Source organism: Pantoea sp. GL120224-02, from assembly GCF_900215395.1.
Classification (GTDB): Bacteria; Pseudomonadota; Gammaproteobacteria; order Enterobacterales; family Enterobacteriaceae; genus Pantoea; species Pantoea communis.
In genome coordinates this window covers 380,940-395,251 of sequence record NZ_OBEC01000004.1, presented here as the reverse complement: position 1 = coordinate 395,251, position 14,312 = coordinate 380,940, and the positions used below count along the sequence as shown (strand labels likewise).

Here is a 14,312-nt window from a genome sequence, read left to right as displayed (position 1 = left end):
CGCCAATCGGTTGGTGAAAATTAGAACAATCTCTGACTCCTTGATCTCCAAGCAAAAATCCCTATCCACCACCTAAAATCGCTCAATCAGCCCACAACCTCAGCAGGTTTTTGAGACAAGGGCATCCTTCCACCTCATCTCAATCACCACTCAAAACTCACAAATAGCGCGAAGCCGGTTTATTCAACGAGATATACGGCAGGATGGCGAAGCGCGCGCTCTCCATGCTCTGCCATAGTCCCAGATCTTCCACTGAAGGAATGGTGATCAGCTCGCCACTATCCATTCCGTGCAGCGCGGCTGCGACTAAATCCTCAACCTCCATCACGCTTTCTGGCGGAAGGTCATCAACCGATTTCCCTGAGCGCTCGAAGATCTCGGTACGGGTTAAGCCCGGCAATACCGCCTGAATACGCACGCCGCTCTCCGCCAGCTCACGCTGCATATTGCGCGTCAGAGAGAGCACAAAGGCCTTACTGGCGTTGTACGCACCATTCGCCATTTCATTCACCAGCGCCAACACTGAAGCGATATTCACAATCGTTCCCGTACCACGACGGTGGAATGCTTGCGCGGCTGCATGTGCCAACTGCGTCAGCGCCACAATGTTTAATGTCAGCATGGTTTGTATTTGCGAGATATCACCCGCGACGAACTCGCCTTCAACTGCCATCCCGGCATTGTTCACCAGCATCGTAATCCGCTCGTTGTCCGCAAGGGTTTGCGCCACGCGTTGCAAATCTTCAGTGCGCGTCAGATCGGCCGCCAGCACTCTCACTTCCACGCCGTGCGCGTCACGTAGCGACTGCGCCAGTTGGTTAAGACGCGATTCATCACGCGCCACCAGAATCAAATTGCTGCCGCGCGCGGCCAGCTGTTTCGCGTAAGTTACACCAATGCCGCTGGATGCGCCGGTAATCAAAGCCAGTTGCTGTGTCATGGTCGGTTCCTGTAAATGATGGTTGTCATATCTGATGGAACTTAATATGACGATCATCATATTTTTCGTCAAGCTGGAATATGATGATCGTAATAATTACACTGATTGCCATTAACGATGAGCAGGATGGTGAGAGATGGAAAAGCTGAGCCACAAGGCGCGCACGCGGCAGCGCATACTGGATGAGGCAGCAGTGGTGATGCGTGAATGCGGCACTGAAGGCATTGGCGTAGCGGCGCTGATGAAGCGCGCGGGATTAACTCACGGCGGCTTTTACGCGCACTTTGATTCGCGGGAAGCGCTGGTTGAAGCGGTGATTGCCGAGATGTTTGCCGATTCGGCACAGCGCTTTGCCGCCATCACCCAACTCGAAGATCCAGCCGAGCGATTGGCCCAACTGATCGACAACTATCTTTCTGAGCATCATCGCAACACGCCGGGAGAAGGCTGCCCGATGCCTGCCCTGGTGAGTGAGATTGCCCATCTGCCGATTGAAACACGCACGCTGTTCTCGCAACGTCGTGATGCGGTGCGGCAACGGCTGGCGCAGGCACTCAATGAAATGCACCATCCTCAGGCTGATGATGTCGCCGCCAGTATGCTGGCCGAAATGGTCGGTGCGGTGGCGCTGGCGCGCGCCTGTCCGGATGATGAGGAAGCGCGCAATATGCTGGCGGTTAGCCGTCGCTCGGTGAAACAGCGCGCAGGATTGGAGAGTGCATGAGCGAGCACGATATTCAGGACATTATTGCACCGGATTTGCAGGTGCTGTTTTGTGGCATCAATCCGGGCAAGTCATCGGCGCACACCGGCTTCCACTTTGCTCATCCGGGGAATCGCTTCTGGAAGGTAATCCATCAGGCCGGTTTTACCCGCGAATTGCTGAAACCGGAACAGGAGCAGCGGCTGCTGGAAACCGGTTGTGGCATCACCATGCTGGTTGAGCGTCCGACCATTCAGGCTAACGAGTTGGCGGGTGATGAGCTGCGCGATGGCGGGGCGCGTTTGCAGGAGAAGATCTTACGCTATCAGCCGCGTGCGCTGGCGGTGCTGGGTAAAGATGCGTTCCAGAAAGCGTTCCGACAGCGCAAAGTGGAGTGGGGTGAGCAGCCGCAAACCTTGGGCGAAACGCGTTTGTGGGTGCTGCCCAATCCCAGCGGATTGAACCGCGCGACGATAGAGGAGATGGCGGCAGCTTATCGCCAACTTCATGATTGGTTACAGAATAACGCGTGAGCGTGCTCCGCTTAACGCGGCCCTAAAGTTGTTCAATTTGCGGTTTCTGACTAAACCCAAATCTTTATGGCAAATAAAGAGAGGGAAGATGAAACGCACAATCGCGTTAGCGGCGCTGCTGGTGATGGCGCAACAGACGGCACAGGCAGAGACGCTGAAAGTATTTAGCTCCGGTGGCATGTATCCGGTGATTGAGAGCCTGAAGCAGGATTATCAGCAGCAAACTGGCAATACCCTGCAGCTGGAAGCGGCGCCCTCGATGGGCGATACGCCGCAGGCGATCCCTAATCGTCTGAAACGTCAGGATAATGCCGATGTGCTGGTGATGGTCGATTACGCCATCAAACCGCTGGAGCAGGCCAAATTTGTGGATAGCAGCAGCCATCAGGTGCTGGCGCACTCTTATATCGCGATGGCGGTGAAGCAGGGCATGACGCCGCCGGATATCAGTACGGTGGCGAAATTCAAACAGGTCCTCACGGAAGCCTCCAGCATCGCGATTTCAGACAGTGCCAGCGGCAAATATATTCAAGGCAAGATGCTGAGCAAGCTGGAGTTGGGGCCGAAGACCGCCAGCAAAGTGTCAGTGATCCCCGCCACACCGGTGGGTGAAGCGGTGGCACAAGGGAAAGCGGAGCTAGGCTTCCAGCAGAACAGTGAGCTGCAGGCGGTGAAGGGGATTACCATTGTCGGGCTGATTCCGCCAGCGGTGCAGCAGGATACGCTATACGGCGCGGTGATTACGCGTAGCACCCAGCAGAAGCAGGCAGCGGCGCAGTTTGTGAAGTATTTGCAGAGCGACAAAGCGCGCAAAATGATGCAGGAAAAAGGGCTGACGCCGTTTTGAAGGCAATAAAAAACCCCGGCAAGCCGGGGTTTTTCGTCTTAACGAGGATTAATCGTCAAGGAAGCTACGCAGCACTTCGGAGCGGCTTGGGTGACGCAGCTTACGCAGCGCCTTGGCTTCGATCTGACGAATACGCTCACGGGTAACGTCAAACTGTTTGCCAACCTCTTCCAGCGTGTGGTCAGTGTTCATATCGATACCGAAACGCATACGCAGGACTTTCGCTTCACGTGCAGTCAGACCCGCCAGCACGTCGTGGGTGGCTGAACGCAGGCTTTCTGAGGTAGCAGAATCCAGCGGCAGCTCCAGCGTGGTGTCTTCGATAAAATCGCCCAGATGTGAATCTTCATCATCACCAATCGGCGTCTCCATAGAGATCGGCTCTTTAGCAATTTTCAGCACTTTGCGAATCTTATCTTCTGGCATCAGCATACGCTCAGCCAGCTCTTCCGGCGTTGGCTCACGGCCCATCTCTTGCAGCATCTGGCGCGAAATACGGTTGAGCTTGTTGATGGTCTCAATCATATGCACCGGAATACGGATGGTACGTGCCTGGTCGGCGATAGAACGGGTGATAGCCTGACGAATCCACCAGGTCGCATAAGTTGAGAACTTATAACCACGACGGTATTCAAACTTATCAACCGCTTTCATCAGGCCGATGTTACCTTCCTGAATCAGATCGAGGAACTGCAGGCCACGGTTGGTGTATTTCTTCGCGATAGAAATAACCAGACGCAAGTTCGCTTCAACCATCTCTTTCTTCGCACGACGCGCTTTGGCTTCGCCGATCGACATGCGACGGTTGATGTCTTTAACCTGCTCGATGGTCAGGCCGGTCTCTTCTTCAATCTGCTGCAATTTCTGCAGTGAACGCGTCACATCATCTTCAACTTCAAGCAGTTTCTCTGACCAGGGTTTATTCATGGCCAGCGCCGCTTTGAACCAGCTTGGGCTGGTTTCATTGCCGGTGAACAGGGTGATGAAGTTCTTCTTCGGCATTTTGCAGATTTCAATACACAGCTTCATGATCAGGCGCTCTTGCGTACGCACGCGCTCCATCATGACGCGCATACTGTTCACCAGGTAGTCGAATTGCTTCGGTACCAGGCGGAACTGTTTGAACACTTCAGACAGGTTATTGATTTCTGCAACGGCATCAGCGTGGCTGCGGCCTTTAGCTTTGATCACGGTACGGGTAGTTTCGTACTGGGTGCGCAGATCGTTGAACTTCTCACGCGCCAGTTCTGGATCGATGGAGTTATCATCGTCAGAGCTGTCGTCGTCGCCATCTTCGTCTTCTTCATCGTCGTCGTTACGGTCTTCTTCAGACAGTTCAGAACCCACATGAGTGGCAGTTGGCGCGATATCTTCTTCCGCGTTCGGGTCAACAAAGCCGGTGATCAGGTCAGACAGGCGAGATTCGCCCGCTTCCACACGATCGTACTGATCGAGCAGATAGGTGATGGCTTCCGGGTATTCGGCAACTGAGCACTGAACCTGGTTGATACCGTCTTCGATACGCTTAGCGATGTCGATTTCGCCTTCGCGCGTCAGCAGCTCAACGGTACCCATTTCGCGCATATACATACGCACAGGGTCAGTAGTACGGCCAATTTCAGATTCAACGCTAGAGAGTACCTGCGCGGCAGCTTCTGCGGCATCTTCGTCAGTATCAGTACTGTTCTCATTCAGCATCAGATCATCGGCATCAGGTGCTTCTTCAACAACCTGAATACCCATGTCGTTAATCATCTGGATGATGTCTTCGATCTGATCGGAGTCGACGATATCTTCCGGCAGATGGTCATTGACCTCAGCATAGGTCAGATAGCCCTGCTCCTTACCACGGGTGACAAGCAGCTTAAGCTGTGACTGCGGGTTTTGCTCCATAAGACGGTATCCACACTTCTGTTAATTAGATTGGTGTCGGTCGGCAGCGAGCCAACTATAACAGTGAAGGCGTTGTTCTTTTGCCGCTGCCTTCAACGCGGCCAGGGTATCGACCCTTCATATATCGGCACTTAAGCCGCTTGAGTTCTTTCTTAGCGGGCCTGGCTTACTCGCCATTTTCGCCCCGGCAGTGCTCACAATCCTCACGTACTTCAGTACGCTCCGGTTGCTGCGCGCTGGCGGTAACGAAACTGGCTTCGACGCCGACGGCCCTCGTACGGTGTGCTTAAAAAAGCGAAAACCGTACACCCAAGTCAGAATGTGTGCTTTCACAGCCTTCACAGTTCTGACCCGGTAATAATCTTATTTTTTCGCTAATGCCTGGCTTAAGGCCCAGAACTCGCGGCGTTCGGCGGCGCTCAGGCCTTCGGTACGGTCGCGAGCGATAAGCGCTTCAAGGCGCTGTTCAAGGGCTGAGTCATAAAGACTCGCCAGTGAATCCTGGAACACGGCTTCTGCTTCTTCATCCACTATCATGTGGTTCCAGGTGGCCAGCGTTTCAAGGGGCTGGCTAAATTCTGTCCCGCGATATAACTCTAGTAGCTGTCCGGTCGTCAGGCCAGGATTCTCCGTACAACGACTGACTAACTCCACAAACAGCGGCAAACCCGCCATTTTTGACTGCTCAAGCCCGTCCAGCGTAGGAACGATGGCGGCAAATTGCGGATTCTGCACCAGTAACGCAATCAACACGCGCATGGTGGTGCGCTTCAACGGGGGAGCCGTTGGCGCAGTGCCGCTTTCTGCCTGCTTTGGCATCAGCTTGTCTAACTGGTTATCGTCCAGAATGCCGAGTTTATTACCCAGATTCTGACGCATATAAATGCGTAAAGTTTCACCGGGGATCTGGCTAATCAACGGCAGCGCAAGCGTGGCCAGCTTGGTTTTACCGTCACGCGTGCTCAGATCGACCTGCGGCATCAGGCTGTCGAATAAAAACGTGGAGAGCGGTAAAGCCTGCTCCATCCGCGCTTCAAACGCCTCTTTGCCTTCTTTACGCACCAGCGTGTCCGGGTCCTCGCCATCTGGCAAAAACATAAAGCGTAGCTGACGACCGTCATTCATGTAAGGCAATGCGGTTTCCAATGCACGCCATGCGGCTTCGCGCCCCGCGCGGTCGCCGTCGTAACAGCAAATCACCGTGTCGGTAGAGCGGAACAGCAGCTGAATGTGTTCCGCGGTGGTCGAGGTGCCCAGCGAGGCAACGGCATAATCAATGCCAAATTGCGCCAGCGCCACCACGTCCATATAGCCTTCTACAACCAGTAAACGCGCTGGCTGCGGATGATTCTTTTGCGCTTCATACAGGCCATATAGCTGACGGCCTTTATGGAAAATCGGTGTTTCCGGCGAGTTAAGGTACTTCGGCGTATCATTGCCCAGTACACGTCCACCAAAGCCAATGACGCGCCCACGCTTATCGCGAATCGGGAACATCACGCGATCGCGGAAACGATCATAAGTGCGGCCGGAATCGTTACTGACCAGCATGCCCGCTTCCATCAAGGATTCGCGGTCCTCTTTCTGCTGACCAAAACGTTTCAGCACGTTATCCCAGCCTGCTGGCGCATAACCAATCGCGAAGTGATCGATCACTTGCTGGCTGAGACCGCGTGTGGCGAGATAATTTTGTGCAGATGTCGCTTGCGGGTTACGCAGACTTTGCTGATAGAAACCGTCGAGGCCTTCCAGCAGCTGATACAGACTTTGACGCTGATGACGTTCCATCGGGCTGGGGCCGTTGCCCGCTTCATACGGCACTTCTAAGCCGTGTTGCGTGGCCAGCTCCTCAACGCTTTCAACGAAATCCAGACGATCGTGATTCATCAGGAAGTCGATGGCGTTACCCTTGGCGCCACAGCCGAAGCAGTAATAAAACTGCTTCTCACCGCTTACGGTGAAAGAGGGGGTTTTCTCGTTATGAAAAGGACAGCACGCGTGATAGTTCTTACCCTGCTTTTTCAGCTTAACGCGGGCATCGATAAGATCCACGATATCCGTGCGGGCAAGTAAGTCATTGATAAATACGCGTGGAATTCGTCCAGCCATAAGCCCCGGTTTTTCAGCTCATAAACGGCAACAAGCCGCGCTTCCTTTCGGAAAGCACGGCCTCTTACTTGACTCTGTCTGCGTTTAACACGCGGCGGAAGCGAACTTCCGAAAGAAATTAGTACAGACGAGTGCGGCGTGCGTTTTCGCGAGCCAGTTTCTTGGCGTGACGCTTAACAGCAGACGCTTTAGCGCGCTTACGCTCAGTCGTTGGTTTTTCATAAAACTCACGACGACGAACTTCCGCCAGAACACCTGCTTTCTCGCAAGAACGCTTGAAGCGACGCAGTGCTACGTCGAAAGGCTCGTTTTCACGTACTTTAATTACCGGCATGTAACTCTTACCTCGATAAATTCGGTTTTGCTGCTGACTGCGGCGCCAGCACTTTTAAAATGGTGCAGCATTTTACTCCAGCCGTAGCCGAGTTGTAAAGCACCATGAACAATTTAGAACCAACAGAGACATATGCCATCGCGGCTGCCGGTTTTTTCAGGCCGTGGAGTATAGCGCACTCTTTGTGCGACAGAAAAACACTTTTTCCTGGCAAAGTCGTCCAGCGTGTGATTCGCCTGTGCTACACTGCGCGCCGCAAGAAGAGGGTGATAAAAGCTATGCGAGTTCTGGGTATTGAAACGTCCTGCGATGAAACCGGCATCGCGATTTATGACGATGCGTCCGGTCTGTTGGCGAATCAATTATATAGCCAGGTCAAACTGCACGCTGATTACGGTGGTGTGGTGCCCGAACTGGCCTCACGTGACCACGTGCGTAAAACCGTTCCGCTGATTCAGGCTGCGCTGAAAGAAGCCGGATTAGCCGCAAAAGACATTGATGCCGTGGCCTATACCGCCGGTCCAGGTTTGGTTGGTGCGCTATTAGTCGGGGCGACTGTCGGCCGTGCACTGGCGTTTGCGTGGAATGTGCCTGCGGTGCCTGTGCATCATATGGAAGGCCATCTGCTGGCGCCGATGCTGGAAGACAATCCACCGGAATTCCCGTTTGTGGCATTGCTGGTTTCGGGTGGTCACACGCAGTTGATCAGCGTCACGGGTATTGGTGAATACACTTTGCTGGGTGAATCGATTGACGATGCGGCTGGCGAAGCTTTCGATAAAACCGCCAAACTGCTCGGTCTGGATTATCCGGGCGGGCCGATGCTGTCACGCATGGCGCAGCAGGGCACGCCGGGTCGCTTCAAATTCCCGCGCCCGATGACCGATCGCCCAGGGCTGGATTTCAGCTTCTCGGGTCTGAAAACCTTCGCCGCCAACACCATTCGTGAACATAACGGAGATGAGCAGGCGCGTGCCGATATCGCTCGTGCGTTTGAGGATGCAGTGGTGGATACGCTGATGATCAAATGCAAACGCGCGCTGGAGCAGACCGGCTTTAAACGCCTGGTGATTGCCGGTGGTGTCAGCGCCAACCGTACGCTGCGTGAGCGTATGGCCGAGATGATGCAAAAGCGCGGTGGCGAGGTGTTTTATGCACGCCCGGAGTTCTGTACTGATAACGGCGCGATGATTGCCTACGCTGGCATGGTGCGGCTGAAAGGCGGCACACGCGGTGGATTGGGCGTCAGTGTCCGGCCACGTTGGCCACTGGCCGAATTGCCCGCCATCTAAAACGAAAAAACCGGCATCGCGCCGGTTTTTTTATTTCTTCTTTTTCCGCTTCCAGATCTTATTTTCCTGCCCGCGCCACAGGCGCTGGATGTTGTCGTGATGACGCAACAGAATCAAACAGGAGAGCATCGAAACCGGGAAGGTAAACTGCGGTTTGAACCACCACACGTAGAACGGGGCAATCAGCGCACTGACAATCGCACCCAGCGAGGAGTAGCCGCTCAGCAGCACCGTCAGCAGCCAGGTGCCGGTCATCAATCCCGTCAAATCCCAGCCAATGGGCGCGATCGCACCGAATGCGGTTGCCACGCCTTTACCACCACGAAAACGGAAAAACACCGGATAGATATGGCCGAGACAGGCGGCAATCGCGGTTAAGCCGAGATACATCGGCGTGACGTGCAGCAGATAGGCGATCCACACCGGAATCATCCCTTTTGCCACGTCGAAGATCAGTACCGCAGCCGCAGCGGCTTTACCACCAATGCGCAACACGTTGGTCGCACCAGGGTTGCCGGAGCCGGCGGTACGCGGATCGGGTAAACGCGCGAGTTTACAAACCAGGATCGCACTGGAAATCGAGCCGCAAAGATACGCGAAAATAATCATACCAAGCGCGATAGCACTCATAGCCTCGTACCGTTCCTTTTGGGTCGTTTTGTTCTCGATAAGCGTGGATAATACGCATAATCCGCCGGAAGTGGTATCCGGCTTAGCCAAAAACAGAGACTGACATCATGGATATCGTATTTATAGAACAACTCACCGTGTTCACCACCATTGGCGTTTACGACTGGGAACAGGGCATGCAGCAGAAGCTGGTGCTCGATGTCGAAATGGCGTGGGACAACCGTCGTGCTGCGGTGAGTGACGATGTGAACGACTGTCTGAGCTACGCCGATGTCACCGAGGTTATCCTCAATCATCTGCAGGGCCAGCGCTTTGCCCTGGTCGAACGCGTGGCGGAAGAAATTGCCGATCTGTTGATGAATCGTTTCAAAACGCCCGGTGTGCGCATCAAGGTCGGGAAACCTGGCGCGGTGGCCCAGGCAGCGACCGTTGGCGTGCGTATCGAGCGCGGGACTATTCCTAAATAAATCATCCGTGATTGCCATCACAATGAAACCAAACCAAATTATGGTGTGTCTCACTTGAGGCCGTTGCGCTAACGGACGCGAAGTTGCCGATTTTCTTAAGGTTTCCTTCAGCGTGGCGCAGGCATAATTTTAGGCGGTAGCACCTTGCGGCCGCCTTTTTACTGTTTAAAACGGATAGAGGAAAAATTTTGATGGCAGATATTCACCAGCTTTGGGTTGCTGCAATCCTGGGGGTTGTGGAAGGCCTCACGGAATTCCTGCCGGTCTCTTCTACGGGCCATATGATCATCGTTGGCCATCTGTTGGGCTTCGAGGGCGATAAAGCTGAAACCTTTGAAGTCGTCATTCAGCTGGGTTCAATTTTAGCGGTAGTGGTGATGTTCTGGCGTCGCCTGTTCGGACTGATTGGTATTCACTTCGGTAAAGAGCCGCATGAAGGCACTGGAACCGGGAAACTGACCCTGATTCACATTTTGTTAGGTATGGTTCCGGCGGTGGTGATTGGCTTGCTGCTGCACGATCAAATCAAAAGCCTGTTTAATCCGATTAACGTGATGTACGCACTGGTCGTCGGCGGCGTGTTGCTGTTGGTGGCTGAGTACTTCAAACCTAAACAGCCTAAAGCGGTAGGTATCGATGATATCACTTACCGCCAGGCGTTTATGATTGGTTGCTTCCAGTGTCTGGCGCTGTGGCCGGGCTTCTCGCGCTCGGGTGCCACCATTTCTGGCGGTATGCTGATGGGCGTGAGCCGTTATGCTGCATCAGAGTTCTCATTCATCCTTGCGGTGCCGATGATGATTGGTGCCACCGGATTGGATCTCTACAAGAGCATGGGCTTCCTGACCATGCAGGATTTCCCAATGTTCGCCGTCGGCTTCGTGACCGCCTTTATCGTTGCTCTGCTGGCGATCAAAGTGTTCCTGGAACTGATTAAGCGTATCTCGTTTGTTTCGTTCGCTATCTATCGCTTTATCGTGGCGGCGGCGGTTTACGCCATCTTCATGTAAGCGCGGCGTGCGGCCGGTTATGCTGGCCGCACGTTGATCAACCCATCCTGCACTGCCATCACCCGACGACGCGTCAACTCTTCCCGCACGGCTGGTCCTTTGAAACCTGCTGCAACCACATCCTTCGTTGGTACCGCCTGAGCCAGCGCAAACGCCTGACGCAGATAATCGCCTTGTGGATAGGCCATGCTTTCCATTCCAGTGCGACCACGCGCATCGGCTTCGCTGGTCAGTGCCATCTTCTCTACGCGATCGGGCTTGCGCCATGCATCAATGCGATCGAACAGGGCAACCAGTGATTCCGCTGACTGGCGTTCAATGGTGTGGACGATATCGTGGAATTCCGTGACCACCAGTGCCAGATCGCGCACCTGATTGGGCACGCGCAGCCGCTGGCACAGCGCTTCGACAATCGGCACACCGGCTAAACCGTGGCCATGATGGCTCGGCCATTTTTCCGGCGGCGTCAGTGCTTTACCGACATCGTGGAACAGCGTGGCAAAGCGCACATCCAATTCCTCTGACAGTGCGGCAGACATCGTCAGCGTCATTAACGCGTGCACGCCGGTATCAATTTCGGGATGCCATTTGATCGGCGCCGGAATGCCGTACAGGTTATCCAGCTCCGGGAACAGCACCTGCAATGCGTCGCAGTCACGCAATACCTGAAAATAGACCTGCGGATTGCGGGTCAGCAGAGCCTTCTCGGTCTCTTTCCACACGCGTTCGGCCGTGAGGTCAGCTAACTCGCCGCTCTCCGCCATCTCACGCATTAAGGCCTGCGTTTCATCCGCGACACGGAAATTGAGGTGGGCAAAACGGGCAGCGAAACGCGCCACGCGCAGCACGCGCAGTGGATCTTCGTTAAAAGCGGATGAGACATGGCGCAGGGTGCGTTTCGCCAAATCCTGCTGTCCGCGATAAGGGTCGATTAAGCTGCCGTCGCCGGCCTGCGCAATGGCATTGATGGTGAGATCACGGCGCTGCAAATCCTGCTCCAGCGTCACGTCTGGGGCGAATTGTGTGACAAAACCGGTGTAGCCTTTGCCATTTTTGCGTTCGGTACGCGCCAGTGCATACTCTTCACGACTGCGTGGGTGCAAAAAAACCGGAAAATCCCGGCCCACCTGCTGATAACCTTGTGCCAGCATCGCTTCAGGTGTGGCACCGACCACCACCCAATCTCTATCTTTTACCGGCAAACGCAGTAAGGCATCACGCACCGCGCCACCGACCAGAAACGTCTTCACTCAACCACTCCAGAGGCAATGTATTCTGCGCGCCGTGCACGCATGTTGCGTTATTGTTGCATGCTTTGGCTAGATATCGGGCACGCCAAAAGGGGCATCTTACGATCCCCTTGAAGAAAAGAACAAATCGGCGTGGCGGTTTTAGTTCATCCAGCGATCGTTTTTCTTGCGGCGCGGCACCATGTGCGGCAGCACCAAACCAAGCAGTAAGCCAACACCTAACACGCCGCCGCCATACATAAACCACTGCATGATGATGGTGCGCTGTTTGTCATCCAACTGGACGTTCGCGGCGCTGACTTTTTTCTGCGCGACAATCAGCTCATTTTTCAGCTTTTGATTTTCCGCTTTCAGGCCGTTAATGGTGCCGTCGCTGTTCGCCACTTTACTCTGCATTTCAGAAGTACGCTGATTCCAGCTGTTGTCGATATTCGCCAGCTTAGCGGTGAGATCTTTGACCTGTTGCTCCAGCTGCGGCACGCGAGTGCGCAGGCTCGGTTCGGCACTCAACTGGGACAGTGGGATCCAGTTGGTTTTCCCTTCGGCATCACGAATCTGGCCATATTGGGAATCGTTGTTGACCTGCAACAGGGTGACTTCCTCTCCGGCATTCAGCTTGCCAATCAGGCGATATTGATCGCCCGGGCCGCTGCGTACCCAAGTGGATAATTCATCGGAGATATAACGCTTTTCGTCAGCAGCATGAACGGGGGCGATGGCGCTAAATGCCAGCAAAGAAAGGGCAGCAAGTGTGATTTTTTTCATTCGATGTCGTTTTTTCTTAATGGCGTAAAATTACCGGCACAGTCTGGAGACGCTTCTCAAAAATCTGAATGAGAACTATCCTGGTCTCAATCTGGTGCGAAAAGGGTCGTAAAAGCACAAGAAAGCGGAGACAGCGGGCTTCCGGTGCATTACTCTTCGCCAGATTAAACTCGTAAGTGCCAGCAGCGTATTGAATAAAAAATTATGACCATCGAAATCGAATTAAAGTTCATTGCCACACCACAAGCCGCCGAAAAACTCGGTGAAACCCTTGCCGCGTGGCCACATCAGCACTTCGCCGCACGCGAGCTGACCAACATCTATTTTGAGACCGATGACAATCAGCTACGTCGTTGGGATATGGGCCTGCGCATCCGCGGTGTCGATCAGCGTTATGAGATGACGCTGAAGGCCGCCGGCAAAACCGTGGGCGGTCTGCATCAGCGCCCGGAATATAACGTCGACCTCACCGAGCCAACGCTGGATATCGCCCAGCTGCCGGCTGAAATCTGGCCAGAAGGCACCGATGTGGCGGCATTACAGCAGCGCCTGCAACCGCTGTTCAGCACCCATTTCCAGCGTGAAGCCTGGCTGGTGCAGTTTGGTGAGAGCGAAATTGAAGTGGCGTTTGATCGCGGAGACGTTGCCGCAGGTGAATTGAGCGAGCCGCTGTACGAAGTGGAGCTGGAGCTGAAAAGCGGCCAGCGCGCCGACATGCTGAAGTTCGCTGAAGCCTTGATCACCGCAGGCGGCCTGCGCCTGGGCAGCTTGAGCAAAGCCGCGCGCGGTTATCAGCTGGCTCAGGGCAATCCTGCCCGTCCGCTGCGTGCATTAGCGCTACAAAAAATCGGCGCTAAAGCAACGGTAGAGCAGGGCATGATCAACGCGATGACCGCCGGTCTTAACCAGTGGCAGTACCATGAAGAAGTGTGGCTGCGTGGAAATGCCGATGCCAAAGAAGCGGTGATGGATGCGCTGGAAACCCTGCGACAGGCGTTCTCGCTATTTGGTGCGCTGGTGCCGCGCAAGGCGAGCAGCGATCTGCGTCAGAAGCTGACGCGTCTCGATGAGCTGTTAGCAGATGCAGAAATTGATGCGGAAACCGCCTGTTTTTCTACGGTCTCTGTTGATGCCCAGTTAGCACTTACTCACTGGCTGGTGGAATCACAATGGCAGAACTGGCTGGATGATAAGAGCAAAAGCAAGCTGCAAGGTTCGTTCAAACGCTTCAGCGATATCATGCTCAGCCGTATTGCTGCCGATCTGCGTGAGACCTTTGTCGACGTGCAGCTGTTTAACGAATTTCAGGACAAATCCACGCGCCTGAATCGCCAGCTTTTAGCGGTGCATCTGCTGGCAGGGGCTTATCCAGCGGAAGAGGTGAATGTCTGGCTGGCAGGCTGGCAGGAGCTGCAGCATGCGATTCGCATCCAGCAGGAGCGCGGGTTGATTCAACTGGTTAATCTGGCCATTCGGCCATCGCCGTTCTGGCTGAATAGCGGAGTGAAACGCTAAGTCGGACGCACAATCGAATCAGGG

14 protein-coding genes are annotated in these 14,312 nt (G+C 54.4%); 7 read left to right on the top strand and 7 right to left on the bottom strand.

Going from position 1 to position 14,312, the window contains the following annotated elements; genetic code table 11:
* Window positions 1-157 precede the first annotated feature (157 nt).
* The gene (locus CRO33_RS10870) at window positions 158-940 is read right to left on the bottom strand and encodes an SDR family NAD(P)-dependent oxidoreductase (RefSeq protein ID WP_097118154.1); all 783 of its coding nucleotides are present in this window, start codon (window positions 938-940) and stop codon (window positions 158-160) included.
* Between the two features lie 136 nt (window positions 941-1,076).
* Here CRO33_RS10870 and CRO33_RS10865 point away from each other — a divergent pair, with 136 nt between their 5' ends.
* The 3 genes from CRO33_RS10865 (at window position 1,077) to CRO33_RS10855 (ending at window position 3,023) form a co-directional block, all read left to right on the top strand.
* A complete protein-coding gene (locus CRO33_RS10865; RefSeq protein ID WP_097118153.1) occupies window positions 1,077-1,664 on the top strand; it encodes a TetR/AcrR family transcriptional regulator in 588 nt (195 codons plus the stop codon).
* Entirely contained in the window at window positions 1,661-2,176 is a 516-nt protein-coding gene (gene mug, locus CRO33_RS10860; protein WP_038644649.1) for a G/U mismatch-specific DNA glycosylase, read from the top strand. The genes CRO33_RS10865 and mug overlap by 4 nt, the downstream gene beginning before the upstream one ends.
* An 88-nt stretch (window positions 2,177-2,264) precedes the next feature.
* Complete coding sequence (locus tag CRO33_RS10855) at window positions 2,265-3,023, top strand: substrate-binding domain-containing protein (protein WP_097118152.1); 759 nt, start codon at window positions 2,265-2,267, stop codon at window positions 3,021-3,023.
* Window positions 3,024-3,071: 48 nt separating this feature from the next.
* On the opposite strand, the gene rpoD is transcribed toward CRO33_RS10855, so the two are convergent.
* The 3 genes from rpoD to rpsU all read right to left on the bottom strand — a co-directional run bounded on the left by rpoD (window position 3,072) and on the right by rpsU (window position 7,359).
* Entirely contained in the window at window positions 3,072-4,916 is a 1,845-nt protein-coding gene (gene rpoD, locus CRO33_RS10850; RefSeq protein WP_034828348.1) for an RNA polymerase sigma factor RpoD, read from the bottom strand.
* A 363-nt stretch (window positions 4,917-5,279) separates the two neighbouring features.
* Window positions 5,280-7,025, bottom strand: coding sequence for a DNA primase (gene dnaG, locus CRO33_RS10845; protein ID WP_045814813.1), 1,746 nt, complete (start codon window positions 7,023-7,025; stop codon window positions 5,280-5,282).
* A 118-nt stretch (window positions 7,026-7,143) separates the two neighbouring features.
* Window positions 7,144-7,359, bottom strand: coding sequence for a 30S ribosomal protein S21 (rpsU, locus tag CRO33_RS10840; RefSeq protein WP_001144069.1), 216 nt, complete (start codon window positions 7,357-7,359; stop codon window positions 7,144-7,146).
* 278 nt (window positions 7,360-7,637) lie between these two features.
* Here rpsU and tsaD point away from each other — a divergent pair, with 278 nt between their 5' ends.
* Complete coding sequence (tsaD, locus tag CRO33_RS10835; RefSeq protein ID WP_097118151.1) at window positions 7,638-8,651, top strand: tRNA (adenosine(37)-N6)-threonylcarbamoyltransferase complex transferase subunit TsaD; 1,014 nt, start codon at window positions 7,638-7,640, stop codon at window positions 8,649-8,651.
* Between the two features lie 30 nt (window positions 8,652-8,681).
* On the opposite strand, the gene plsY is transcribed toward tsaD, so the two are convergent.
* A complete protein-coding gene (plsY, locus tag CRO33_RS10830) occupies window positions 8,682-9,281 on the bottom strand; it encodes a glycerol-3-phosphate 1-O-acyltransferase PlsY (protein ID WP_034828352.1) in 600 nt (199 codons plus the stop codon).
* A gap of 107 nt (window positions 9,282-9,388) precedes the next feature.
* Here plsY and folB point away from each other — a divergent pair, with 107 nt between their 5' ends.
* A complete protein-coding gene (gene folB, locus CRO33_RS10825) occupies window positions 9,389-9,748 on the top strand; it encodes a bifunctional dihydroneopterin aldolase/7,8-dihydroneopterin epimerase (protein WP_034828354.1) in 360 nt (119 codons plus the stop codon).
* Window positions 9,749-9,939: 191 nt separating this feature from the next.
* Entirely contained in the window at window positions 9,940-10,758 is an 819-nt protein-coding gene (bacA, locus tag CRO33_RS10820) for an undecaprenyl-diphosphate phosphatase (RefSeq protein WP_058959467.1), read from the top strand.
* 17 nt (window positions 10,759-10,775) lie between these two features.
* On the opposite strand, the gene CRO33_RS10815 is transcribed toward bacA, so the two are convergent.
* The gene (locus CRO33_RS10815) at window positions 10,776-12,008 is read right to left on the bottom strand and encodes a multifunctional CCA addition/repair protein (protein ID WP_097118150.1); all 1,233 of its coding nucleotides are present in this window, start codon (window positions 12,006-12,008) and stop codon (window positions 10,776-10,778) included.
* A gap of 141 nt (window positions 12,009-12,149) precedes the next feature.
* A complete protein-coding gene (locus tag CRO33_RS10810; RefSeq protein ID WP_097118149.1) occupies window positions 12,150-12,773 on the bottom strand; it encodes a TIGR04211 family SH3 domain-containing protein in 624 nt (207 codons plus the stop codon).
* Between the two features lie 204 nt (window positions 12,774-12,977).
* Between CRO33_RS10810 and CRO33_RS10805 the strand changes: the two genes are divergently transcribed.
* Window positions 12,978-14,288: a CYTH domain-containing protein gene (locus CRO33_RS10805; protein ID WP_097118148.1), complete on the top strand. Its 1,311-nt coding sequence runs from the start codon at window positions 12,978-12,980 to the stop codon at window positions 14,286-14,288.
* The last annotated feature ends 24 nt before the right edge of the window (window positions 14,289-14,312 follow it).